Raw genomic sequence first — 25,067 nt, 5'->3', positions numbered from 1 at the left:
AGGAGGGATCTTTAATGGGAGAGAAAGTATTAATGAAGGGTAACGAAGCCATTGGAGAAGCAGCAATTAGAGCTAATTGTAAAGCATTCTTTGGTTATCCTATTACCCCACAAACAGAAGTTGCAGCTTACATGGCAAAGAAGATGCCTAAGATAGGAAGAACATTTATTCAAGCTGAAAGTGAAGTTTCTGCTATAAACATGGTTTATGGAGCAGCTGGAACTGGACTTAGAGTTATGACTTCATCAAGTTCACCTGGAATAAGCTTAAAAGCAGAAGGTATATCATATATAGCAGGAGCAGAGTTACCATGTGTTATTATAAACATAGTTAGAGGAGGCCCTGGTCTTGGAAGTATTCAACCAGCTCAGTCAGATTATTTCCAAGCTACAAAAGGAGGAGCGCACGGAGACTTTAATATGCCTGTATTTGCTCCAGCTTCAATCCAAGAAATGGTTGACTTAATACAAGATGCTTTTGATGTTGCTGATATATATAGAACTCCTTGTATGATAATGGGAGATGGAATGCTTGGCCAAATGATGGAGCCAGTTGAATTCAAAGAAAAAGCAGCTAGAGAGCTTCCAGAAAAAGTTTGGGCAGCTAATGGCTTAAATGGAAGAAAAGAACATAATGTTATAAACTCATTATACCTAGAGCCAGAAGCTTTAGAAGAGCATAACATTCACCTTCAAGAGAAGTATGCTGCTATAAAGAAAAATGAAGCTAAATATGAAATATTCAACTGTGATTCAGACTGTGACTTAATATTAGTTGCATACGGAACTACATCAAGAATATGTAAGAACGTAATCAAAATGGCTGAGAAAGAAGGAATAAAATTAGGACTAGTAAGACCTATAACTTTATGGCCTTTCCCAGTTGAAGCATTTGAAAAAACTATGGACAACACTAAGCATGGCTACTTAGCAGTAGAGATGAGCTGTGGACAAATGGTTGAAGATGTAAGATTAGTTGCAAACGGAAGAAAGCCAGTTGACTTCTACGGAAGATCTGGTGGTATGATTCCAGAACCAACAGATATTTTAGATAAAGTTAGAACTATAGTAGGAGGTACAAAATAATGACAATAGTATATGAAAATCCAAAAGCATTATTAGATGTTCCTACGCATTATTGCCCAGGATGTACTCACGGAGTAATTCACAAGCTAGTTGCAGAGGTTATTGATGAGCTTGGTATTTTAGATAAAACTATAGGAGTAGCTCCAGTTGGATGTTCAGTTTTAGCATACAAGTATTTTGCATGCGATATGTTTGAAGCTGCACACGGAAGAGCACCAGCAGTTGGTACAGGAATAAAGAGAACAAATCCTGATAAAGTTGTATTCACATATCAAGGAGATGGAGACCTTGCTGCTATCGGTACTGCTGAAATAGTTCACGCAGCTGCAAGAGGAGAAAACATAACTTCTATATTCGTAAACAACTGTATTTATGGTATGACTGGTGGACAAATGGCTCCAACTACATTACCAGGTCAAAAAACTGAAACATCACCATATGGAAGAGACACAAGCAGAGAAGGTCATCCAATAAGAGTTTCTGAGATGATTTCAACTTTAGATGGCGCTTGCTATGTAGAGAGAGTATCTGTTGATACAGTTCCTAATATAATGAAAGCTAAAAAAGCTATAAAGAAAGCTTTCCAAAATCAGTTAGACGGAAAAGGCTTCTCAATGATAGAAGTATTATCAATATGCCCAACTAACTGGGGATTATCACCTAAAGAATCAATGCAATGGTTAAAAGACAACATGATTCCATACTATCCTCTTGGAATTAAGAAGGATAAAACTGAGGAGGTGAAATAAATGGCATCACAACAAATAGTTTTTGCTGGTTTCGGTGGACAAGGTATATTATCAATGGGTAAGTTCCTTGCTTATGCAGGAATGGATGCTAATTTAAACGTTTCATGGTTACCATCTTATGGTCCTGAAATGAGAGGAGGTACAGCAAACTGTTCAGTAATATTAACTGATGAAGCTATAGGTTCACCTATAGTTACAAAGGCTGACAGTATAGTTGTAATGAACAGACCTTCTTTAGATAAATTTGAGGATATGGTAGCACCTGGTGGAGTTATCGTAATAGATTCAGATTTAGTTGATAGAATGCCAGAAAGAACAGATGTAACTGTTATAGCAATTCCTGCTCAAACTATAGCTCAAGAGATCGGAAGTAAAACAATAGCAAACATGGTTTTACTAGGAGCATTAGTTAAGAAGACAGAAATAGTTACAATAGAAGCATTATTAGATTCATTAAAGGCTCACGGAAAAGAAAAGTTCTTTGAATCAAATAAGAAGGCTATTGAAAAAGGTTTAGAATACGTAAAATAGTATTGAATTTAGAGGATGTCTCAGAGATTAAATGAGGCATCCTTTTTTATTTTCACCTATTTTAGTCATAAAAACTTAAATAGATTATGAAGGTATTTAGATTATATTGTAACTATATGTAAGTTATAATATAATGTTGTAGAGGAGTTGGTACAAGCTAAGAAAATTGTACTAACTAACTATTTTTGATTAATGTACATATAATAACATTAGCCTATTTATTTTAGAAGAAAAAGAGAGGTATTTTTTATGCATAGAATGTTTGGTACTGATGGAGTTAGAGGTATAGCAAATAAAGAGTTAACAGCAGAATTGGCTTATAGATTAGGAAGAGCGGGAGCACATGTTTTAACAGAAGGAACCCATAAACCTAAAATACTTGTAGGAATGGATACGAGAATATCTGGAGATATGCTTGAAGCTGCATTAGTCTCAGGAATATTATCAGTTGGTGCAGAGGCTATCTGTGTTGGTATTGTGCCAACTCCTGCAGTATCTTATTTAACTAGAAAATATGAAGCTGACGCTGGTATTGTTATATCAGCATCTCACAATCCAGTGGAGTATAATGGAATAAAGTTTTTTAATAATCAGGGTTATAAGTTATCTGACGAACTGGAAGATACAATACAAAGTGTAATAGAGAGTAATTTCGAAGGGGTTCCTCTTCCAACAGGAGACCAAATAGGTAGAAAGATAGAAGAAGAAGGAGAAGCTGTTGGAGACTACGTAGAGTTTGCTAAAGGGACTATTGATACTAACCTAAAAGGACTAAAGGTTGCACTAGATTGTGCAAATGGAGCAGCCTATATAACTGCAGTAAGGGCATTTAAGGAACTAGGAGCAGAAGTATATGTTATAAATAATGAGCCAGATGGAATAAACATAAATAAAAACTGCGGTTCCACCCATCCAGAAAGATTAATGGAATATGTAGTAGAAAAAGGCTGTGATTTAGGATTAGCCTTTGATGGAGATGCTGACAGATGCTTAGCTGTAGATGAAAAGGGAAACCTAATAAATGGTGACTTTTTAATGGCTATTATCGGAAAGTATCTTAAAGAGCAAGGTAAACTAGATAAGGATGTTGTAGTTGTAACTGTGATGAGTAACTTAGGACTAGATATAGCTTTAAATAAAGAAAATATAGGCACTGTAAAGACAAAGGTTGGAGACAGATATGTCCTTGAAGAAATGGTTAAGGAAGGGTATAAGTTAGGTGGAGAGCAATCAGGTCACGTAATAATGCTTGACTATAATACTACAGGAGATGGCTTAATAACAGGGCTTCAATTATCTGCTATAGTTAAAAAGAGCGGCAAAACGTTATCTGATTTAGCATCTATGATGAAGGAACTTCCACAAATATTAGTTAATGCTAAGGTGCCTAATGATAAGAAGAATATACACAATGAAGATGAAGAAATATCAGCTGAAATAAGAAAAATTGAAGAAAGATTAAATGGCTGTGGAAGAGTGCTTATAAGACCTTCTGGTACAGAGCCGTTAGTTAGAGTTATGCTAGAAGGAGAAGTACAAAGTGAGTTAGATGAAATGGCTCATGGGTTAGCAGAGCTTATAGAAAAAAAGGCAAATATTTAAATAAAGTATACCTCTAGAGAAATATGTTCCTCTAGGGGTATATTTTATATTAAGTTATTGGGGGATGGTATTTGGTTAAATTTTTGAAAACATTAATATTTATGTTGACCAAATTTTTATATATACTATATAATATAATGAGGCTTTTAAAATTGGAAGTATAAGCGCCAGAACTTAAGTGAAGGATAGACTTGAAGCGTCACTTGCACAGTGTGTAGGTTCCACTAGCTAAGTCATAGATTTAGAGTCTCACTTGAGTTGACGAGGACAGGGAGTATCGAGTGTTCGGCGGATGCCCTGCGGTATGACACTACCGAGAAACATTAATAAAAGCAAAAAGTAATTTTTGTTACAAAATTAATGAGGTGTCTAAAAGCCTAAAACTTAAAAGTTGAAAGGCAGGTAATTTAATAATGTGTGGAATAGTTGGTTATGTTGGAAAAAGACAAGCAGCACCAATCTTAGTAGAGGGGTTAAGCAAGCTTGAATACAGAGGATATGATTCAGCGGGAGTAGCTATAATAGACGAAGCTGGAAATATGAATGTAAGTAAGTGTAAGGGTAGACTTGCTAACTTAGAGGGCAAGCTAGAGCAGGAACCTGTACAAGGCTTAATAGGAATAGGCCATACAAGATGGGCTACTCATGGAGAACCATCAGATAGAAATTCCCATCCTCATACAAATGAAAAAGAGACAATAAGTGTTGTTCACAACGGAATCATAGAAAACTATATGCATTTAAGAGAATGGCTTATATCAAAGGGATATAAATTTTACTCAGAAACAGATACAGAGGTTATACCAAATCTTGTAGACTATTTTTATGATGGCAATCTTTTAGATGCTGTTATGAAAGCTGTTTCAAAAATGGAAGGAAGCTATGCATTAGGGGTTGTATCAACTTATGAACCAGATAAGATTGTAGCTGTTAGAAAAGACAGTCCTCTTATCGTAGGAGTTGGGGCAGAGGAGAATTTTATTGCTTCTGATGTTCCTGCTATTTTAAACCAAACAAGAGACGTTTATTATTTAAATGATAAAGAATTTGTAGTGTTAACAGAGACAGGTGTAGAAATCTACTCAGCAGAGGGTGAAAAAATAAATAAAGAGCTTCACCATGTAACATGGAATGCTGATGCAGCTGAAAAAGGTGGATTCGAGCACTTTATGATAAAGGAAATCCACGAGCAGCCAAAGGTAATAAAGGACACTATGACTTCAAGAATTATGCCTGGCAAACCAGTAACTTTAGATGATATTAAAATCACAAAAGAACAGATAGAAAATATTGATAAAGTATATATTGTTGCATGTGGAACAGCATATCATGCAGGTATAGTTGGAAAATATGTAATTGAGAGATTAGCTAGAATACCAGTAGAGGTTGATATAGCATCAGAGTTTAGATATAGAAATCCAATAATAAATGATAGAACTTTAATGATTGTAGTAAGTCAATCAGGTGAAACTGCTGATACTTTAGCTGCTTTAAGAGAAGCAAGAGCACAAGGAGCAAGAGTTATAGCTGTTACTAACGTAGTTGGAAGCTCAGTTTCAAGGGAAGCTGATGATGTTTTATACACTTGGGCAGGACCAGAAATAGCAGTTGCATCTACTAAAGCGTATACTACTCAGCTTATTACTATGTATATGATAGGTTTATTCTTTGCTCAAAATAGAAATACACTTACAACAGAGGAAATAGAAAGCATTAAAAATGATATGCTTACTTTACCAGAAAAAGTAGAGGAAACATTAAATCATAAGGAAGTTCTTCAGAAGTTTGCTGCAAACACTTATATGCATAAGGATATGTTCTTCCTAGGTAGAGGACTTGATTATGCCGTAGCAATGGAAGGTTCATTAAAGCTTAAAGAAATATCCTATATTCACTCTGAAGCATACGCTGGCGGAGAATTAAAGCACGGTACTATAGCATTAATTGAGCCAGGAACTATAGTGGTTGCATTAGCTACTCAGAAGAGCCTATATGAAAAAATGGTAAGCAACATTAAGGAAGTAACAACAAGAGGAGCTAAGGTATTAGGTCTAGCTGTAGAGGGCAATACTGATGTAGAAAAGGCTGTGGAATCAGCAATATATATACCAGAAGTTCAAGAGGTACTTTTACCAGTACTTTCAGTAGTACCGTTACAATTATTAGCTTATTATATGGCTATACAAAAGGGTTGTGACGTAGATAAGCCAAGAAATCTTGCAAAGTCAGTTACTGTTGAATAACTTATTTTAGTAGACGACTATTATCTACTGAATACACTAACTTAAATAGAGAAATAGAGAGAAAATCAGGTGAAAAGGCTGACTTTCTCTCTTTTGTTTATATAAAAAAGCATAGTGGCAATAAGAAATAAAGATAGGTAAGAAATTGAAGCTATAAATGGAGTGTAAAGAAACTGTATTGGAAATTAGTTGATATAGTGATAAAATTTAGGGAGATGGTCCTATATAATAAACTAACTAGGGGTGTGAGGGGTTTATGAATGATAAAAAGAAAAAGTTAATTATTGATTTAATAAAGAAGATGCCTTCTCTAATGTTTGGGTTACTACTATATTCTATAGGAATATTGTTAACCTTATACTCGAAACTAGGAATGAGTCCATGGGATGTATTTCATATGGGGATAGTACAACATAGCTCACTTACGCTAGGTCAGGTATCTGAATTAACTGGTTTTGTAATTCTTCTAATTTCATATTTTCTTGGCGTTATACCAGGGCTAGCTAGTGTGCTAAATATGATATTCATAGGGTTATTTATTGACCTGATAGAGAAGTTTAAGGTTTTTAGTACACCAGATAACATAATAGGACAAATGTTTATGTTGTTTATGGGCATTTTTGTAATAGGATGGGCAACTTATTTTTATCTAAGAGTTGGTCTGGGAGCAGGCCCAAGGGATGGGTTAATGGAAGGGCTTGTAAAGAAGATCAACAAACCTGTTTGGATGATAAGGGGGGCTATAGAGGGAACGGTTTTAATCATTGGATACATTTTAGGAGGGCCTGTTGGAATAGGAACTTTGATAACTGCGGGCAGTATTGGATTTTCGGTGCAGTTTGCTTTTAAAATTGGTAAGTACAGTTCCAAGGATACAGATCATATGAATTTGATTCTTTTATACAAGGATTTAAGGCAAGACGAGATTGATATAAATGACACAGATGATAAGTTAATTGATGAAAGAAATAAAATAGAGGTATAAAGAATAATGTAGATATTTATGGGTTTGTTCAAGAAGTTTCTCATTAATATTTAATAAATTAAAAATGTATAGGATATTCTAGAATGTATTTGAATAATATAAAAAGTACTAGTTTTTACTAGTGCTTTTTATATTGCAAGAACATTGTAGTGGTTAACAATGCAAGGAAATTAATTATAGATTACTGAATATTATCTCAGCGATATTTTTGCTCCATAAAAAATTTACCAAAATATATGAAAAAGTACTTGCAAAACAATAATTAGTATTATATAATATTAATTGTAAAGAAAATAAAAATTATAAAGAGTTAAAATTTGATGGGAGGATTATTATTATGAAAAAATTTGTTTGTACAGTATGTGGATATATTCATGAGGGAGAGGCAGCACCAGAGAAATGCCCACAATGCGGAGTTTCAAGTGATAAATTTGCTGAAAAAGTTGAAGGTCAATTCACTTGGGCTGATGAGCATAGAATAGGAATAGCAAAGGATGTTGATCCTGAAGTAATAGAAGGCTTAAGAGCAAACTTTACTGGAGAATGTACAGAAGTTGGAATGTATTTAGCTATGAGCAGACAGGCTGACAGAGAAGGTTACCCAGAAGTAGCAGAAGCTTATAAAAGAATAGCTTTTGAAGAAGCAGAGCATGCAGCAAAGTTTGCTGAATTATTAGGAGAAGTAGTTGTAGCAGATACAAAGAAAAATCTTGAAATGAGAGTAGAAGCAGAGCATGGAGCAACTCAAGGAAAGAAAGATTTAGCTACTTTAGCTAAGAAATTAAACTTAGATGCTATTCATGACACAGTACATGAAATGTGTAAAGATGAAGCAAGACACGGTTCTGCATTTTTAGGATTATTAAATAGATACTTTAAATAAAAAATAGTTTAATATAATTTTAGCTAAAATAGAAGATGCCATATCTTAAACCTTAAGATATGGCATCTTCTATTTTTATAAGTTAAATAATCAAATATATATCTGTGTGATTTAGAACATATATTACATTAAAAAGCTTTATTTTTAAAATAATAAAGATAGCTAGATTTAATGTGGAAAAAACTTAGAAAGGAAGAAAATTATGATTGAACGTATCGCTAAGGATATTAAAAATTTAACCTTTAGGTTTAATGACGATGATGTTTTAGCTTTAGCATCTCAGCTTGCATATAGTCTAATTTTCTCATTCTTTCCATTTCTAATATTTCTTATGACGTTAGTAGGATATAGTCCTATTAGCAGTGGTGAGGTGTTGGTGGGATTAAATAAAATTTTACCTACTAACGTATTAGAATTGGTGCATAATACTGTGGTAGAAGTAGTTGATGGTAGAAACAGCCATCTACTATCTTTGAGTTTACTAGCAACAATTTGGAGTGCATCCAGTGGATTTAATGCGGTTATTAAAGGCCTTAATAAGGCATACGATGAATCTGAGGATAGATCGGTTTTTAAAGTTCAGTTTATAGCAATTATGTGCACTTTTGGGGTAACCTTCATAGTAATACTGACAATGATATTACTGGTATTTGGACAAATTTTGGGAGTATATTTAGCAAAACAGTTCGGGTATTCTTTTATGTTTCAGAGATTTTGGAATATAGTAAGGTATACTGTCATGTTTCTAACCACAATATTTATATTTGCAGCATTATACCATTATACTCCCAGCAGAAGATTGACATGGAAAGAAGTGATGCCAGGAGCGGTTTTTTCTGCAATAGGATTGGTTGGGGTATCTGTAGGGTTTGCCTATTATGTAAATAATTTTGGAAACTATTCTAAAGTTTACGGAAGCATAGGTGCTGTAATTATACTTTTAACTTGGTTATTTTTTTTATCAGTAATGATAATCATGGGAGGAGAATTAAATGCTACATTGGCTTTTGATAGGGAAGGAAAAGTGAAGCCTAAGGGAAAAAAGTTTTAGTATATTTTTATATAACATGAGTAAAAATATTGAATATATGTTTATCAGTTTATAACAACAAAAAGGAATGGTTTTTTAGTAGTAATTCATTACAAAATTTAAAAAGATATTCTAGAAGGTGATATTTTGAGAAGCAAAGATTATATGAAAAAAATCTATAAAAATTTTTCCGACTTTATATACGAGTGTTCCAGTCGTGAACTAGAGTATTTTATACTGGACTCAAAGTTCACGAGTTCCTTCAATCAAAGAGTAAAGAAGTTAACTGATGAAATAGGAAGAGAGGGGAAAAAAAGCGTAGAGTTGGCAATAATATTTAATACGGAAGGAGAGATTGCTCTAATAGACAGTTACATTATAGGGAGTTATATCGGTAACAGTTACACAAAACATATGGAGGAATACTATAAAGAAAACTTTTTAAACAAAATAGTAAAATATGTAGTAAATGGTAACCAAAAGTCTAAAAAGGATTTTTTAATACTTTCTTATGATATACTATATAATACATTAAATAGTATATATTGTGACATAAAGTGCAAAAAAGAGACGTTAAATAACTATGTAAAAATGTATAATTTAAAACATTGCAAGAATGATGATTGCTCTATAGTTGTAGCAAGTATCCTAATATTAGAAGATATCTGCAGATATCTTGCAATTGAAGAACATATTCTAACAGAATCTATTAGGTATACTAATTCAAAAAGAAATAGTCAAGAAGCATAGAATTTCGACAAACAATCATTATTTAAAAGGAAGATAATTGAAGTAAAGTAATATACATGGTTATAGATGTGGGACTACAGGCTTTTTGATGTCATATAAAAGAGATAAGTTGTAATTAATTTTCACATGAAATGACATATTTCTTTTATTTAATATGTTAAGATATTTCTGAAGTTAATTATGGGGGGAAAAAATATGGTGGTAGAAAATTTAGTTAGAACTGAAAGTGTAGAAAAAATAAAGTATAACTATTTCTACAGACTGCTAAAAGGAAGTGTTCTTATTTCATGTGAAATAGATGCCGTAGAGGTACAGTCATATGGAATAGAAGTTGAAAGACAAGATATGGTAGACGGAAAATTAATTAATATAGAAAGAGATGTTGTACAAAATATAAGTCCTGATAGACATAAAGTACATAATTTATTAAAATTATTGTATGACAATACAGTATCACCAATACACTTAATTGATGTATTAGGAGAATATATTGACGAATATATCATTGATTTTGATAAGGAAATAAGATGCATAGCATATTAAGCTATTGTAAGAGTAGATAGTTTTAAAAAGAGGGAAAATCCTCTTTTTTTCTTTTAAATATTAAATTTAACTTTAAAAATTGAAAATTTTGCCTTATTATATTAAGTGTGGGGGTGATATTTTGATTTCAGGTGTTGGGGTTGATATAGTTGAAATCAGGAGAATTAAAGATGCCATGGATAAACATTCTAATTTTATGGATAAAATGTTTAGTAAGAATGAAGTTGAATATCTAAAGAGTAGAAATCTAAGACCAGAATTTGTAGCAGGAAGATTTGCAGCAAAGGAAGCTGTTTCTAAAGCATTAGGAACAGGATTTAGTGGATTTGAATTTAAGGACATAGAAATAGATAGAACTGCTGCAGGTAAGCCTATTGTAGTGCTAAAGGGTAAAGCTAAGATGATAGCACAAAAGTATGGGAACTATAAAATTCATTTAAGTATATCTCACGGAGTGGATAATGCTATAGCGTACGCAGTGATGGAGGTTGATAAACTTGAAGATTGCAACTGCAGAAATAATGAGGAATATAGATAACTATTGTATAAATGAATTGAAAATACCAGGTATTGTCTTAATGGAAAATGCAGCATTAAAGGTTATTAACAATCTAGATTTAAATAAGTTTAGTTCCTTTTGTATTGTTTGTGCTAAAGGAAACAATGGAGGTGACGGTTTTGCAGTAGCAAGACACCTTCATATTTTAAATAAAAAAGTAGAAGTGTTTTTAGTGGGCGGAAAGAGTGGAATGACTTCAGATTGTAAAACTAACTATGATATATTAAAGAAAATAGGAGTTAACATAGTTAAAGTTGACAATATCGAGGATATTAATGAACTAAGGGATTCAGTGCAGAGAAGTGAAGTGACTGTAGATGCAATATTTGGCACAGGACTTTCTAGAAATGTTGAAGGTATATTTGACTCTGTTATCTCCATAATTAACGAGAACAGTAACCATGTTGTAGCTATTGACGTGCCATCAGGCTTTGATGCTAACACAGGCAAACTTCTTGGAAACTGTATTAGAGCAAATATAACTGTGTCTTTCCAACTATATAAACAAGGATTTTTAAGCTACGGAACAGATGAACTAACTGGAAACATAGTAATAGAGGATATTGGCATTCCTGATATAGCTGTTAATAAATTTCATAACAATGAATTTATTATGGATGAACATATGATAAGAAGCAATATAAAGATAAGAGATAAATACTCCTATAAGGGTGATTATGGAAGAATATTAGTTGTTGCTGGCTCAAAGGGGTACACAGGAGCCGCTTATATATGCACACAGGGAGCTGTTCGAAGTGGAGCTGGATTAGTAACATTATGCTGTAGAGAAGAAATTCAATCTATGCTAAGTTCTAAACTCACAGAGGCTATGACAATTTCTATTAGCGAAAAAATGAAAGTACAAGAATTAATAGAAAAAAGCGATGTTATTGCTATGGGGCCAGGTATGGGAAAGGATGAAACTACCTTAAGTCTAGTAAAACAAGTTATAAGTAGTTCTGAAAAATCTATCGTTATAGATGCTGATGGTTTAAATGTTCTGGAGGATAGAGTAGATATTTTAAAAGATAAAAAATGTAATATTTTAATAACTCCTCATTTAGGGGAAATGGCAAGACTAACAGGACTTTCTATAGATTACATAAAGGAAAATAGACTAGAGGTTGCGAAGAAGTTTGCACAAAAAAATGATGTTATTGTACTTTTAAAGGGATACAATAGTATAATTACTGATGGTAAAATAACAGTAATTAATCCTACTGGAAATAGTGCTATGGCATCAGGTGGCATGGGAGATTGTCTTACAGGAATGATAGCATCTTTAATAGGTCAAGGTTATAAACCTATGAAAGCTGCTTATATATCTGCTTTCATACATGGTTATTGTGGAGAAGAACTTTCAAAAAAAATGTTCTGTGTAAGTGCTAGTGATATTTTAGAAAATATGCCGGTGATATTTAAAAAATTTGCCAATTAGGTTGAAAGGCTAAAATTTTACAACCATGAGAATATAAAGAGACATAAGAGAATAGTATTTATAGTGAGATGATACTTGAGAAAATCCATTTCCAGGAGGAATTCTATGAAAAAAGGTACACTAATAATATTATCCCTTATGTCCTTTGCTTTCTTAATACTTTCTTTAGGTTGTAATAGAAATAATAGAGATACAGAGAAAGCAATTGATTATTTGAAAAACTTGGACAGCTATACCTGCGACATAACCATGAAAATACAGAATGATAAACAAGTTATAAATTATGGTGGGAAACAATTTTACGATAAAAAGTATGGATATAGGTTTGAGTTAGAAAAAAGCAGAATCCTAATATATAAAGATAACAAAATATTTATAAAAGATTTACAAAATGGATTAAACTATAATACAGATAGAGATTTTGATAGTTTATTCAAGCTAAGTTTTATTGGTGAATATATAGGCATGATATACACAAATGAAACAGTGAAAAATTCCTTTAAAAAGATAAATAATGAAGAATATCAAGTTATACATTTGGATATTCCAGGTAACAATAAAAACATTAGTAAATCAGAGTTATATATAGATCTTAAAGACAACTCACCTAAGTATTTAAGAATACTAGACTCTAAGGATAGAGAGAAGGTTAACATTGAGTATAGTAATTTTAAAGCAAATACAGAATTACAACAAGAATTATTTGATGTAAATAGTTGAGATACAGGTTGGCAGGGGCTTACTAATGGGTTCGTGCCATTTTATTTTGCGTGTTAAATCAAAAATCTTAATATTTGCAATTATAATATTATTAAAAATGTTGTATAATTAATGTTAGGGGCTAATTAGTAGATAATAAAATTAGTGCTTAATATAATTTTGGGGGGGATGTTTTATGTTTAATAATTTTAGACCGGTATGGGCTGAAATTAACTTAGACAACATAGCCTATAATATACAGCAAATTAGAAAATTAGCTAAAAGTAAAGAATTAATTGCGGTAGTTAAGGCTGATGCTTATGGACATGGAGCTATTGATATAGCACCTGTAGTTTTAGAAAATGGTGCTACAAGACTTGCCGTAGCGGTAATAAGTGAGGCGGTAGAATTAAGAAAATCAGGTATTAATTGTCCTATAATGATTTTAGGACTTACTCCTGGCACCTTAACTGAAGAATTGTTGGAATACAATTTGGAACCAACGGTATCTTCATATGATTATGCTCTTAGTTTATCCGAGGCTGGAAAGAGCAAAAATAAAATAGTAAAAATTCATATTGCTGTAGATACTGGTATGGGTAGAATAGGATTTTTACCTTGTGAAGAAAGTATTGAGGAAATACATAAAATTAGCAATTTGCCGAATATAGAGGTAGAAGGATTGTTTTCACATTTCTGTACAGCAGATGAGACTGATAAAGAATATTCGAAAATGCAGTTTAGCAAATATAATTGGTTCTGTGAGAAGATAAAGGAAAGAAATATTAAGATAAATATGAGAGATATAGCCAATAGTGCTGCAATAATGGAATTGCCAGATACTCATTATGATGGAACAAGACCAGGAATAATACTATATGGTTACTATCCTTCTAGTGAGGTTAATAAGGATATATTAAGTATAAAACCGGCTTTAACATGGAAAGCAAATATAATGCATATAAAAACGCTAGATAAGGATGAGTATATAGGCTATGGAAGAAAGTTTAGGACTACAAGAAAAAGTGTAATAGCAACACTTCCTGTAGGATATGCAGATGGTTATACAAGAATGATGTCTGGTAAGGCAAAGGTTATAATTAATGGAAAGTTTGCACCAGTGGTTGGTAATATATGTATGGATCAGTGTATGATTGATATAACAGATATAGAAGGAGTAAACGTAGGAGATGAAGTTATATTGTTAGGCACTGATGGAAATATAAAGTTTGATGCAGATGATATAGCACCGATGCTTGGGACTATCAACTATGAGGTGATTTGTATGGTAAGCAAAAGAGTTCCGAGAGTATACATTAAGGAAGGCCAAGTAGTTAAGGTTAGAAACTACGTTTAGTAGTATTTTAGAGTTAAGAATTAGGATTTAAAGATAAAGGACAAACTCCATTGTGAATAGTTAACATCCATTATATTCAATCTTAATTCTTAACTTAAAGTGTTAGATTTAGTGTATATAAAATGAATACTTTGTATAATATACTAGTATATTGCCATATTCATCAAAACATATAGATAATACAAAAGGCATTAGCAAATAGGCCTACATATGATAAAAAATACATAATATTATTAAGGTATATTATACCTATTAATGGGTTAGCGAGGTACATATTTAATGAGATTAATGTAAGTATACATATACAATAACATATGTGTAAAAATTAGGGATTATATGCTGACATTACAAGTAGAAAAGTGATGAAATTGCGTATAATTTCTTTGACATAGTTACGATTTTATGACTATAATGATGTGTACATAACTTTCGCTTAAGTTAATAGGAGGTATTAATTTTCATATGTCAAATTCAAAGAGATTAGTAGTAAACCTCTCAGAAACACTATACAATGAATTTAACAAGGCACTTCAAGAAGATTGCAAAAAAAGAAGTGAATTTATTAGGGAAGCTATCATATTATATATTAAAGAGAAAAAAAGGTTAAATATTATAGAGCAAATGGAAAAAGGATATAAAGAAATGGCGCAGCTTAATCTTGAGTTTGCAGAAATGGGCTTTGCAAATGACATGAAAGAATTTAAAGAATATGAAGCGAAGCTTTCGGAGAGTGATTTGCCAGATGACAACAGTAGTGAAAAGAGGAGATATATTCTATGCTGATTTAAGCCCCGTAGTGGGTTCGGAACAGGGCGGAATTAGGCCAGTTATCATTATTCAAAATGATATTGGTAATAAATACAGTCCTACCGTAATTGTAGCAGCTATTACCTCTCAGATAAATAAGGCGAAACTACCAACTCACGTAGAGATTTCATCTGAGGATTATGGGCTTAATAAGGATTCAGTAGTTTTGCTTGAACAGATAAGAACTTTAGATAAAAGAAGACTAAAAGAGAAGATAGGTCATATGACAGATACAGACATGACAAAGGTAGATGAAGCACTTTTAATAAGTGTAGGATTGCAATAGTTTAAATAAGGGTTTTTTAAACCCTTATTTTTTTATATATAAAAATAGAGTTTTATGATAAAATAGAAAAAGAAATTATTAAGTGCAAGCTTACTAGGAGGTTGAGATTGTGAAGAAAAATATAGAAGAACTTAAGCAAACAGCTAAGGTTATCAGAAAAGACATCATAAAGATGTTGACAGAATCAGGTTCCGGTCATCCCGGTGGTTCTTTATCAGCGGTAGAAATTTTAACTACCCTTTATTTTAACCAAATGAATATAAATCCAGAGAAGGCTAGAGATTTAGATAGAGATAGATTTGTTCTTTCCAAAGGACACGCAGCACCTGTATTATATAGTACTTTAGCTAGAAGAGGATACTTTGATGTTGAAGAATTAAAAACACTTAGAAAAATTGGTTCTATATTGCAAGGTCATCCTAATATGAATGAGGTTCCAGGTGTAGATATGTCAACAGGTTCATTAGGACAGGGAGTATCCACAGCTGTTGGTATGGCCTTAGCTGGAAAGTTAGATAAAAAGGACTATAGAGTATATACATTATTAGGTGATGGAGAGCTAGAAGAAGGTCAGGTTTGGGAAGCAGCTATGTCAGCAGCTCACTATAAGCTAGATAACTTAACAGCTTTTGTTGACTATAATGGACTACAAATAGATGGACCTTGTGCAGAAGTTATGTCAGCAGAACCTATAACTGATAAGTTTAGAGCTTTTAGATGGAATGTAATAGAAGTTGATGGACATAGCTTTGAGCAATTAATCAATGCTATTGAAGAAGCAAAATCAGTTAAAGATAAGCCAACAATGATAGTTTGTAAAACTGTAAAGGGTAAGGGTGTATCCTTTATGGAGAACGAAGCAGGTTGGCATGGAAATGCACCAAGCAAAGAACAGTGCGAAAAAGCTTTAGATGAAATCGGAGGTGAAGAATAATGTCTAATAAGATAGCAACAAGAGAAGCTTACGGAAAGGCATTAGCGAAGTTGGGACAGGAAAATGAAAAGGTAGTTGTATTTGATGCAGACTTATCTAAATCAACTAAAACTGCTGATTTTAAAAAAGTTTGTCCTGAGAGATTTATAAATATGGGAATAGCTGAAGCTAATATGATGGCGGTAGCTGCTGGTATATCAACTTGTGATAAAATACCTTTTGTAAGTACATTTGCTATGTTTGCAGCAGGAAGAGCTTTTGAACAAATAAGAAATTCTATATGTTACCCTAACCTAAATGTAAAAATATGTGCTACTCATGCAGGTATTACAGTAGGTGAAGATGGTGCTTCACACCAATCTGTTGAAGACATAGCCTTAATGAGAAGCATACCGAATATGACAGTAATAAGCCCAAGTGATGCTGTTGAAACAGAAGAGGTAATTAAAGCTATAATAGAGCATAAAGGACCTTGCTATGTAAGATTAGGTAGATCAGGAGTTCCTGTAATAAATAACAATCCAGAATATAAATTTGAATTGGGTAAAGGAATAACTTTGAGAGAAGGAAAAGAAGCTACTATAGTTGCAACGGGAATAATGGTAGATGCAGCACTTGAAGCTTACAATACTCTTTCTGAAGAGGGAATAAAGGTCAAAGTTATAAACGTACATACTATAAAACCTATAGACAAAGAATTAATAATAAATGCAGCAAGAGAAACTGGAGTTGTAATAACTGCAGAGGAACATAGTACTATTGGAGGACTTGGATCTGCAGTATGTGAAGTGTTAAGTGAGAACTTACCTACACCCGTAATAAGAGTAGGCATAAAAGATACCTTTGGTGAAAGTGGAAAGCCAGCAGAGTTATTAAAGGCTTACGGATTAACAGCAGATGATATAGTTAAGGCAGTTAAAAAGGGATTAACTCTTAAATAGAAAACTTAAGCAAAGGAGGATATAGGAATCTATATCCTCTTACTTTTTTTAATATAAAATTTAAAATAGGGAATAACTATTCTTAGTAAAATGCGATTTTATTAAATATTTTTCGTATTTAGCAATTACTGCAGAACATATTACTAAAATAGGAGTTAAGAGATTTATGAAAAATGTAAAAGAATATAGTTTAATAACCCTGGGAGTGTTGCTTGTTGCCTTAAGTATAGAACTATTTTTAGCACCTAATAAAATTGCAGCAGGGGGAGTTACTGGAATAGCTATAATAATTAATAATTTTTTACCGAAGTTTAACATAGGGTTGCTTACTTTGATTATGGACATAATATTACAAACAATCGGATTCATCGTTATTGGAAGTCAATTTGCTTCGAAAACCATATATTCAAGCTTAAGCCTATCAGCTTTTCTTTGGATTATCGATAAGTTAATATCCCCGAGCCTTGTAGTAACTACGGACTTATTCCTTGCAGCTATATTTGGTACCTTAATGGGGGGGATAGGATTAGGCATAGTATTTAATCAAAATGCGTCTACAGGTGGTACTGATATTATAGCTAAGATATTAAATAGGTTTTGGCATATAGATATGGGAAAGTCACTTCTTTTAGTGGATTTTATAGTAACGCTATTGGCAGCATTGGCATTTGGTATTGAGGCAGGTTTATATTCACTTTTATGTGTGATTATGAACGGAGTTGTAGTAGATAGAGTTATAGAAGGACTAAATGTGTCAAAACAAGTAATGATTATCAGTTCTCAAAATGAACTGATTAGTAAGTTTATCATTAAAGAATTAGATAGAGGATGCACAATACTTCATGGTCAAGGGGGCTATTCAAAAAAGGATACGTATATTTTGTATGCAGTTCTTGGGAGAAAGGAACTTATAAGGTTGAAACAATATATAAAAGAAATAGATACTAAGGCATTTATTTCAGTAAGTGATTCTCATGAGGTTTTAGGAGAAGGTTTTAAAGATATCATTAGTGAGGCATAAAATAATTTATACCCCCTAAAAAACAAATAATATTTCGTAAATAAAGTATGCAGATTAATTTTATATTATCTTTGCATACTTTAGTTTGTTAATAATAAATTAATTAGTAGAATTGTTTTTTAATTTCATGTCTTATTATGTTATAATAAATATAGTAATGTAAAAAACTTGGAAACTTATGTATATACAAGGAGAGATTTAGATGATAGAGTTTAAAAATGTAAGTAAGGTATACAATAATAATATATTTGCGCTATCGAATATTAATGTAAATATTGAAAATGGAGAGTTTGTATTTTTAGTTGGACCAAGTGGAGCTGGTAAATCTACATTTATAAAAATGCTACTTAAAGAGGTACAAGCTACTAGCGGAAATATAATAGTAAATAACATGGATATAACAAATATTAAGAGAAAAGAAATACCATATTACAGAAGAAAGTTAGGCGTAGTTTTTCAGGATTTTAGATTAATTCCAACTTTAAATGTATATGAGAATGTTGCTTTTGCTATGAGGGTAGTAGAGGCACCATTAAGAGAGATAAGAAAAAAAGTTCCTGTAGTGCTTTCTTTAGTAGGGTTGGCTAATAAATATAAGGCTTTTCCACATGAGTTATCCGGAGGAGAGCAGCAAAGGGTGTCACTAGCAAGAGCTATTGTAAATAACCCATCTATATTAATAGCGGATGAACCTACTGGGAATCTAGATCCAGATACTGCAATGGACATTATGGAAACACTAAATGATATAAATCATGCAGGCACAACAATTTTGATGGCAACTCACGCTAAGGATATAGTAGATGTAATGAAAAAAAGAGTTATTGCTATTGAAAAAGGAATTGTGGTAAGAGATGAGCAAAGGGGGACTTACGGATATGAGGATTAGTACAATTAAATTTTTTATAGTTGATTCTTTAAAGAGTTTAAAGAGAAATAAAACAGTTAGTAGTGCATCTGCTGCTACAGTTGCAGCAACACTTTTTATATTTGGTATATTCTTGCTTAGCATACTAAATGTTAAACAGGGAATATTAGAAGTTGAATCTAGAGTAGAGGCAAAGATATTCTTAAAGGATAATATAACTATGACTCAACAAAGAGATCTAGAGAAAAAGATAAAGGAAGTAAATGGAGTAGTTGATGTACAGTACGAGAGCAAAGCTCAAGCGATGGAGAAATTTAAAGACCAACTTGGGGAGCAAAATAAGAGTTTAGTAGAAGGTCTTGACAAAGATAATCCAATGCCAAATTCATATATAATTAAAGTTCAGAGTCCTGAGATAGTTTCGCAGGTTGTAACTAATGTTAAGGGTATGGAAGGAATAGAAAGCATAAAGGATGGCAGAGAAATTATAGATAAGCTTATGGCTATCACTAAAACAATTAAATGGGTAGGAACTGTTATATTCATAATTTTAATTGGAGTTTCATTGTTTTTAATAGGAAACACTATTAAAATTACTGTGTATTCTAGAAGAAGAGAAATAGGTATAATGAAATATATAGGTGCTACAGACTGGTTTATAAGATGGCCTTTTATAATTGAAGGAATAATTATAGGGGTAGTTGGTGGTATAGTAGCAGACCTATTATTGTACTATGCTTATAGAATTGCCTATGTTAAAGCCTCAACAGGTTTAATGGTAATTCAACTAATTGATCCTCAATATATTTTAACTAGCGTATTAGGCCTGTTTATACTTGCAGGTATTGTTATAGGTTCCTTAGGAAGTATTCTGTCAATAAGAAAATTCCTAGCAGTTTAGAAGATAATTCTCAAGGTATAAGAAAATTTATTTTCATATAAGATAACACTATGTTATCTATATACTATAGAGTATATTGTATTTTAAAGCATGCAGTTATAAACTGCATGCTCATTTTATAAAATTTTTAAATAGTTTTACAAATTTATTTTTTTTAATGTTATAATTATTTAAGATTTATATAAATACTATAACAGTAGAAGGTTAAAGCGAAGAGGTGGATAAATTGGGCAATAAAAAGAAATGGTTATCGTGGACACTAGCAATTGTGCTTATCACTAATACTATTACTTTACTGGGGACGCGAATCTATATATCCAGGAATGAAAATGCAGCTATATCTAAGTTTCAAAAGCTGTTTGAAGTAAGAAATGAACTTTATAAGTACTATGATGGTAAAATAGATGATGCAGTTTTAGCAGAAGGTGCTGTTAAGGGAATGACCTCAGCATTAAATGATCCCTATACTGTATTCATGAACAAAAAAGAATTTGAAGAGTTTAATACTCAAACAGAAGGAAACTATAGTGGAGTTGGCCTTCAAGTTCAAGCAAAGGAAGATAACATTGTAATAGTAGATGTTTTCGAAGATTCACCATCAAAAGCAGCAGGTATATTACCTAAAGATATAATAGAAAAGGTTAATGGCACCGATGTAACTGGTAAGGAACTTGAAAAGGCAGTATCTCTAATGAAAGGTAAAGAAGGAACAGAAGTTACGTTAACTCTTTATAGAGAAAGTAAGGGGAACTTTGATGTAAAATTAAAAAGAAAGAAAATAAACCTTGTTACCGTTAAAGGTGAAATGTTAAATGATAATATAGGAATGATACAGGTTTCAATGTTTGATGAGAATACAGCTAAAAACTTTACAAGTAAACTTAAAGAGCTTCAGGGAAAAGGAATGAAATCATTAATAGTTGATCTAAGAGGAAATCCTGGTGGGTTACTTGACGAGTGTGTAGATATGGTTTCTAATTTTGTGCCAAAAGACAAGGTTATAGTTTCAACAATAGATAAATATAAAAACAAGAAAGAGTATAAATCTAAGGGCGGAGATGCTATTGGAGTACCTCTTACAGTTCTTACAAATGAAGGAACTGCCAGTGCGTCAGAGATATTCTCTGGAGCTGTTAGAGATTATAAGATTGGTACCTTAGTTGGTAAAAAGACTTTTGGAAAGGGTGTTGTTCAAACAATACTGGATACAGGAGATGGCACAGCTCTAAAGGTTACAGTCTCAAAATATTACACTCCAAACGGAGAAAATATTCATCATACTGGAATTAAGCCTGATGTAGAAGTAGAGTATCCTGATGACTTAAGACAAAAAGCTTACGATAGGAATACAGATCCACAGTTTAGCAAGGCTCTAGAAATAGCTAAAGATAAAGTGAAATAATTACTTTAAAGTAAGTAATGCTAAAAACATATTTCAACTTTTAATTATTGAAATAAATATAGTTATAATTATTTTAGGTTTTAAGTTAGATAGGTTTTTCTGTCTAACTTAATTTCACTTCACGGAGAGGGGAAGTTATTTTAATGAATATTTTAATATATACTTTAAAGTCTGTAGCCTATGCGTTAACAGAACCTTATTTGGTTACATTGTTAATTATTCTGGCATTTATACTTTATAGAAGAAATAAAAAAACAACTGTAATGCAGAAAATGATACTTGGAGAAAGAATAAATTCTCCCTTTGAACTTACAATATCACAGATTGTAATAGGTATATTTGCAGGTACATTGGCAAGTATTATAATGTCATATATGGGAGTTGTATTTGATGAGAGTTCAGCAGTGGATTTAATATTTTTAGTTTCCATTGTATTTATGTTTTTTAATCCCAGATTCATATGTTTCGCATATTCAGGGGCAGCATTAGGGCTTGCCAGTGTTATACTAATTTTAATTGGAACAACATTTAACATACCTAATTTGGATTTTTTAAGGATAGATGTGACATCACTAATGACAATGGTAGCTATACTACATTTTGTAGAAGGAATCCTCATAATGATTGATGGAGAAACAGGCTATATTCCTGTGTTTACCAGCAGGGAGGATAAAATAATAGGAGGGTTTGCTCTGCAGAGATACTGGGCCCTTCCGGTTGCAGTGTTTTTTATGCTTCATAATACTTCAGCTATATCAGCATCTTGGCAAGTACCTTTGCCAAACTGGTGGCCTATAGTTAATAGTTCAATCCCTATGAATATTTTAAAGACTGCAGTAGTTGCTCTCATTCCTTTCTATGGCATGATTGGCTACAATAGTATAACCTTTACTAAAAATAGAAGACAAAAGACTCTAATATCTGGACTTATAATAATAATATATAGCTTAGTGTTGTTTGGATTAGCACAGCTTGCTGTCTACAATCTATTCTTTAAATTTTTAGTTCTTATATTTGCACCGGCAGCCCATGAAGGTATTATTATTATTCAGCGATATTTAGAGCTAAAAGGTATTCCTAAATACATTAGTAGCGATGAAGGGATAATGGTGCTAGATGTGGCACCAAATTCACCAGCTAAGGAAATGGGAATAAAAAGCGGAGATTTATTAGTAGAAATTAATAATGAAAAAATTGATAGTGAAGATAAAATAGCAGAAACTATAAGAGACTGTTCAAATTTTATATGGTTTAAGGTAAAAAAGGTTACAGGCAAATTTGAACAAGTAAGCTACAATAGGATGAACAGCAATAAGAGACTGGGAATAGTCTTCGTTCCCAAAGGAGTTCCAAGAGACAGCATGGTAGTAAGGCTTGATGAAACGAAATTTGGAGAAGTACTAGATAAAATAAAAAATAAGGATAAGGATGAGTGAAAATGGAAGTTTTCAAAATACATTCTAAGTTTAAGCCAAAAGGAGATCAACCTCAAGCTATAGAGAGTATAGCAAATAATATATCAAAGGGAGAAAAGTTTCAAACTCTCCTTGGAGTAACAGGTTCCGGTAAAACTTTTACAATGGCTAATATTATTGAAAAGGTTCAAAAACCAACACTAATATTAGCTCATAATAAAACTTTAGCAGCACAGCTTTGTTCTGAGTTTAGGGAATTTTTCCCTGAAAACTGTGTTGAGTATTTCGTATCTTATTACGATTACTACCAGCCAGAAGCTTATGTTGCTCAGACAGATACCTATATAGAAAAAGATGCATCCATAAACGATGAAATAGATAAATTAAGACACTCTGCTACATCAGCATTACTTGAGAGAAAAGACGTTATTGTTGTAGCATCTGTTTCATGTATATATGGTCTCGGTAATCCTGAAGAATATAAAAATCTTACTTTGTCTTTAAGGCAAGGGATGATTAAGGATAGAGACGAAGTTTTAAAAAAACTTATAGAAATACAGTATGAAAGAAATGAAATTAATTTTGTAAGAGGTACCTTTAGGGTAAAGGGAGATGTGTTAGATATATTTCCTGCATCTTCAACTAATAAGGGAATTAGAGTTGAATTTTTTGGAGATGAAATAGATAGAATAAGAGAATTTGACGTATTGACTGGAGATTTACTAGGAACGAGAACTCATGTATCTGTATTCCCGGCGTCCCACTTTGCAACTTCAAGGGAAAGACTTGAAAAAGCTATAGAAAAAATAGAAGTGGAATTAGAAGAAAGACTTAAGGAGTTAACGTCACAGGATAAACTCTTGGAAGCTCAAAGGCTAAAGCAGAGAACGAACTTTGATATAGAAATGATGAGAGAAGTTGGATATTGCAGTGGAATTGAAAATTACTCAAGAATTCTTGATGGTAGAGCAAAAGGCACCCCACCACAAACTCTTATTGACTATTTTCCAGATGATTACTTGCTTTTTATAGACGAAAGTCACGTTACTTTGCCTCAAGTAAAGGCTATGTATTCAGGGGATAGGTCTAGAAAGGAATCTCTGGTGGAGTATGGATTTAGACTTCCTTCTGCTTTTGATAACAGGCCTCTAAAGTTTGTAGAGTTTGAAGGTAAGCTAAGTCAAACTGTTTTTGTTAGTGCCACACCTGCGGATTATGAATTAAATCATTCAACCAATGTAGCTGAGCAGATAATTAGACCAACAGGTTTATTAGATCCAGAAATTATAGTTAAACCTATTAAGGGTCAAATAGATGATTTGTATTCTAGCATTAAGCAAACTATAGATAAAGGGTATAGAACTTTAGTTACTACCCTTACTAAAAAGATGGCAGAAGACTTAACAGATTACCTAAAAGATATGGGCATAAAAACTACCTATCTACACTCTGACATAAATACTATAGAGAGAATGAAGATAATTAGAGATTTAAGAAAAGGAGTTTTTGATGTTTTAGTTGGTATAAATCTCTTGAGAGAAGGACTAGATATTCCAGAAGTAGCTTTAGTTACTATACTTGATGCAGACAAAGAGGGATTTTTAAGGTCAGAGAGATCTCTTATACAGACTATAGGTAGAGCAGCAAGAAACTCTGAAAGTAAAGTCATTATGTATGCGGATAGAATAACGGACTCTATGAATAAGGCCATAACAGAAACAAACAGAAGAAGAAAGATACAGATGAAATATAATGAAGACTATGACATTACTCCAACTACGGTTAAGAAGGAAATTAGGGAAGTAATAGAGGCTACAAAGGTTTCAGAAGAAAAGGAGAAATATGATAGTCTAGAAGAAGCGATAGAGGCAAACAAAGAAAATATAGATGCCCTTATAGCAAAATATGAAAAGGAAATGAAACAAGCGTCTAAGGATTTACAGTTTGAACAAGCTGCACATCTTCGTGATATTATATTTAAACTCAAAAAACAAAAAAAGAGTTAGGTAATTACTGTAGAATGCTTATTGTAAATTTG

General features: G+C 32.5%; 24 protein-coding genes. All 24 read left to right on the top strand.

Annotated elements, in window-relative coordinates; all coding sequences use genetic code 11:
• Positions 1–14 precede the first annotated feature (14 nt).
• The 24 genes from N4T77_RS07530 (at position 15) to uvrB (ending at position 25,035) form a co-directional block, all read left to right on the top strand.
• Positions 15–1,085, top strand: a complete 1,071-nt coding sequence (locus N4T77_RS07530) for a 3-methyl-2-oxobutanoate dehydrogenase subunit VorB (RefSeq protein ID WP_261671146.1) — start codon at positions 15–17, stop codon at positions 1,083–1,085.
• Entirely contained in the window at positions 1,085–1,834 is a 750-nt protein-coding gene (locus tag N4T77_RS07525) for a thiamine pyrophosphate-dependent enzyme (RefSeq protein ID WP_261671145.1), read from the top strand. The genes N4T77_RS07530 and N4T77_RS07525 overlap by 1 nt, the downstream gene beginning before the upstream one ends.
• Positions 1,835–2,365 carry a 2-oxoacid:acceptor oxidoreductase family protein gene (locus tag N4T77_RS07520; protein WP_261671144.1) on the top strand — a complete coding sequence of 177 codons (531 nt, stop codon included), beginning with the start codon at positions 1,835–1,837 and terminating at the stop codon, positions 2,363–2,365.
• Positions 2,366–2,614: 249 nt separating this feature from the next.
• Positions 2,615–3,967 (top strand): phosphoglucosamine mutase, encoded by a 1,353-nt coding sequence (glmM, locus tag N4T77_RS07515; protein ID WP_261671143.1) that lies wholly within the window; start codon positions 2,615–2,617, stop codon positions 3,965–3,967.
• Positions 3,968–4,380: 413 nt separating this feature from the next.
• Positions 4,381–6,210, top strand: a complete 1,830-nt coding sequence (glmS, locus tag N4T77_RS07510) for a glutamine--fructose-6-phosphate transaminase (isomerizing) (protein WP_261671142.1) — start codon at positions 4,381–4,383, stop codon at positions 6,208–6,210.
• Positions 6,211–6,466: 256 nt separating this feature from the next.
• Complete coding sequence (locus tag N4T77_RS07505; protein ID WP_261671141.1) at positions 6,467–7,195, top strand: YitT family protein; 729 nt, start codon at positions 6,467–6,469, stop codon at positions 7,193–7,195.
• A 337-nt stretch (positions 7,196–7,532) separates the two neighbouring features.
• Positions 7,533–8,078 (top strand): NADH peroxidase, encoded by a 546-nt coding sequence (locus tag N4T77_RS07500; RefSeq protein WP_261671140.1) that lies wholly within the window; start codon positions 7,533–7,535, stop codon positions 8,076–8,078.
• Between the two features lie 202 nt (positions 8,079–8,280).
• A complete protein-coding gene (locus N4T77_RS07495; protein WP_261671139.1) occupies positions 8,281–9,129 on the top strand; it encodes a YihY/virulence factor BrkB family protein in 849 nt (282 codons plus the stop codon).
• Between the two features lie 144 nt (positions 9,130–9,273).
• Positions 9,274–9,858, top strand: coding sequence for a hypothetical protein (locus N4T77_RS07490; protein WP_261671138.1), 585 nt, complete (start codon positions 9,274–9,276; stop codon positions 9,856–9,858).
• 195 nt (positions 9,859–10,053) lie between these two features.
• On the top strand, positions 10,054–10,401 hold the full coding sequence (locus N4T77_RS07485; RefSeq protein WP_261671137.1) for a DUF6514 family protein: 348 nt from the start codon (positions 10,054–10,056) through the stop codon (positions 10,399–10,401).
• Between the two features lie 121 nt (positions 10,402–10,522).
• The gene (gene acpS / locus N4T77_RS07480) at positions 10,523–10,939 is read left to right on the top strand and encodes a holo-ACP synthase (protein ID WP_261671136.1); all 417 of its coding nucleotides are present in this window, start codon (positions 10,523–10,525) and stop codon (positions 10,937–10,939) included.
• On the top strand, positions 10,899–12,398 hold the full coding sequence (locus N4T77_RS07475; protein ID WP_261671135.1) for an NAD(P)H-hydrate dehydratase: 1,500 nt from the start codon (positions 10,899–10,901) through the stop codon (positions 12,396–12,398). The genes acpS and N4T77_RS07475 overlap by 41 nt, the downstream gene beginning before the upstream one ends.
• Positions 12,399–12,503: 105 nt before the next feature.
• On the top strand, positions 12,504–13,118 hold the full coding sequence (locus N4T77_RS07470) for a germination lipoprotein GerS-related protein (protein WP_261671134.1): 615 nt from the start codon (positions 12,504–12,506) through the stop codon (positions 13,116–13,118).
• A gap of 175 nt (positions 13,119–13,293) precedes the next feature.
• Entirely contained in the window at positions 13,294–14,454 is a 1,161-nt protein-coding gene (gene alr, locus N4T77_RS07465) for an alanine racemase (RefSeq protein WP_261671133.1), read from the top strand.
• Positions 14,455–14,916: 462 nt separating this feature from the next.
• Complete coding sequence (locus tag N4T77_RS07460) at positions 14,917–15,237, top strand: CopG family ribbon-helix-helix protein (RefSeq protein ID WP_261671132.1); 321 nt, start codon at positions 14,917–14,919, stop codon at positions 15,235–15,237.
• On the top strand, positions 15,197–15,547 hold the full coding sequence (locus N4T77_RS07455; RefSeq protein WP_261671131.1) for a type II toxin-antitoxin system PemK/MazF family toxin: 351 nt from the start codon (positions 15,197–15,199) through the stop codon (positions 15,545–15,547). Before N4T77_RS07460 ends, N4T77_RS07455 begins: the two co-directional genes overlap by 41 nt.
• Positions 15,548–15,656: 109 nt before the next feature.
• Complete coding sequence (locus tag N4T77_RS07450) at positions 15,657–16,481, top strand: transketolase (RefSeq protein ID WP_261671130.1); 825 nt, start codon at positions 15,657–15,659, stop codon at positions 16,479–16,481.
• The gene (locus tag N4T77_RS07445) at positions 16,481–17,422 is read left to right on the top strand and encodes a transketolase family protein (RefSeq protein ID WP_261671129.1); all 942 of its coding nucleotides are present in this window, start codon (positions 16,481–16,483) and stop codon (positions 17,420–17,422) included. Before N4T77_RS07450 ends, N4T77_RS07445 begins: the two co-directional genes overlap by 1 nt.
• Positions 17,423–17,588: 166 nt before the next feature.
• Positions 17,589–18,443: a YitT family protein gene (locus tag N4T77_RS07440; protein WP_261671128.1), complete on the top strand. Its 855-nt coding sequence runs from the start codon at positions 17,589–17,591 to the stop codon at positions 18,441–18,443.
• A gap of 202 nt (positions 18,444–18,645) precedes the next feature.
• On the top strand, positions 18,646–19,332 hold the full coding sequence (gene ftsE / locus N4T77_RS07435; protein WP_261671127.1) for a cell division ATP-binding protein FtsE: 687 nt from the start codon (positions 18,646–18,648) through the stop codon (positions 19,330–19,332).
• Positions 19,322–20,212 (top strand): permease-like cell division protein FtsX, encoded by an 891-nt coding sequence (gene ftsX / locus N4T77_RS07430; protein ID WP_261671126.1) that lies wholly within the window; start codon positions 19,322–19,324, stop codon positions 20,210–20,212. The genes ftsE and ftsX overlap by 11 nt, the downstream gene beginning before the upstream one ends.
• Positions 20,213–20,438: 226 nt before the next feature.
• Positions 20,439–21,614, top strand: coding sequence for a S41 family peptidase (locus N4T77_RS07425; protein ID WP_261671125.1), 1,176 nt, complete (start codon positions 20,439–20,441; stop codon positions 21,612–21,614).
• A 143-nt stretch (positions 21,615–21,757) separates the two neighbouring features.
• Complete coding sequence (locus N4T77_RS07420; protein ID WP_261671124.1) at positions 21,758–23,050, top strand: PDZ domain-containing protein; 1,293 nt, start codon at positions 21,758–21,760, stop codon at positions 23,048–23,050.
• A gap of 2 nt (positions 23,051–23,052) precedes the next feature.
• A complete protein-coding gene (gene uvrB, locus N4T77_RS07415) occupies positions 23,053–25,035 on the top strand; it encodes an excinuclease ABC subunit UvrB (RefSeq protein WP_261671123.1) in 1,983 nt (660 codons plus the stop codon).
• The last annotated feature ends 32 nt before the right edge of the window (positions 25,036–25,067 follow it).

This window comes from Clostridium sp. CX1 (assembly GCF_025398335.1).
Lineage (GTDB): Bacteria > Bacillota > Clostridia > Clostridiales > Clostridiaceae > Clostridium_AM > Clostridium_AM tanneri.
This window is presented reverse-complemented; position numbering and strand designations above follow the sequence as displayed.

What these genes read in the sequence shown, in the direction of transcription:
- alr (WP_261671133.1), top strand. Translation starts at nt 13,294, where the DNA reads ATGTTTAATAATTTTAGACCGGTATGGGCTGAAATTAACTTAGACAAC.
- ftsX (WP_261671126.1), top strand. Translation starts at nt 19,322, where the DNA reads ATGAGGATTAGTACAATTAAATTTTTTATAGTTGATTCTTTAAAGAGT.
- N4T77_RS07530 (WP_261671146.1), top strand. Translation starts at nt 15, where the DNA reads ATGGGAGAGAAAGTATTAATGAAGGGTAACGAAGCCATTGGAGAAGCA.
- uvrB (WP_261671123.1), top strand. Translation starts at nt 23,053, where the DNA reads ATGGAAGTTTTCAAAATACATTCTAAGTTTAAGCCAAAAGGAGATCAA.
- N4T77_RS07495 (WP_261671139.1), top strand. Translation starts at nt 8,281, where the DNA reads ATGATTGAACGTATCGCTAAGGATATTAAAAATTTAACCTTTAGGTTT.
- N4T77_RS07455 (WP_261671131.1), top strand. Translation starts at nt 15,197, where the DNA reads ATGACAACAGTAGTGAAAAGAGGAGATATATTCTATGCTGATTTAAGC.
- N4T77_RS07440 (WP_261671128.1), top strand. Translation starts at nt 17,589, where the DNA reads ATGAAAAATGTAAAAGAATATAGTTTAATAACCCTGGGAGTGTTGCTT.
- N4T77_RS07520 (WP_261671144.1), top strand. Translation starts at nt 1,835, where the DNA reads ATGGCATCACAACAAATAGTTTTTGCTGGTTTCGGTGGACAAGGTATA.
- N4T77_RS07445 (WP_261671129.1), top strand. Translation starts at nt 16,481, where the DNA reads ATGTCTAATAAGATAGCAACAAGAGAAGCTTACGGAAAGGCATTAGCG.
- glmS (WP_261671142.1), top strand. Translation starts at nt 4,381, where the DNA reads ATGTGTGGAATAGTTGGTTATGTTGGAAAAAGACAAGCAGCACCAATC.
- N4T77_RS07490 (WP_261671138.1), top strand. Translation starts at nt 9,274, where the DNA reads ATGAAAAAAATCTATAAAAATTTTTCCGACTTTATATACGAGTGTTCC.
- N4T77_RS07460 (WP_261671132.1), top strand. Translation starts at nt 14,917, where the DNA reads ATGTCAAATTCAAAGAGATTAGTAGTAAACCTCTCAGAAACACTATAC.
- N4T77_RS07420 (WP_261671124.1), top strand. Translation starts at nt 21,758, where the DNA reads ATGAATATTTTAATATATACTTTAAAGTCTGTAGCCTATGCGTTAACA.
- N4T77_RS07525 (WP_261671145.1), top strand. Translation starts at nt 1,085, where the DNA reads ATGACAATAGTATATGAAAATCCAAAAGCATTATTAGATGTTCCTACG.
- glmM (WP_261671143.1), top strand. Translation starts at nt 2,615, where the DNA reads ATGCATAGAATGTTTGGTACTGATGGAGTTAGAGGTATAGCAAATAAA.
- N4T77_RS07500 (WP_261671140.1), top strand. Translation starts at nt 7,533, where the DNA reads ATGAAAAAATTTGTTTGTACAGTATGTGGATATATTCATGAGGGAGAG.
- N4T77_RS07470 (WP_261671134.1), top strand. Translation starts at nt 12,504, where the DNA reads ATGAAAAAAGGTACACTAATAATATTATCCCTTATGTCCTTTGCTTTC.
- N4T77_RS07505 (WP_261671141.1), top strand. Translation starts at nt 6,467, where the DNA reads ATGAATGATAAAAAGAAAAAGTTAATTATTGATTTAATAAAGAAGATG.
- ftsE (WP_261671127.1), top strand. Translation starts at nt 18,646, where the DNA reads ATGATAGAGTTTAAAAATGTAAGTAAGGTATACAATAATAATATATTT.
- N4T77_RS07485 (WP_261671137.1), top strand. Translation starts at nt 10,054, where the DNA reads ATGGTGGTAGAAAATTTAGTTAGAACTGAAAGTGTAGAAAAAATAAAG.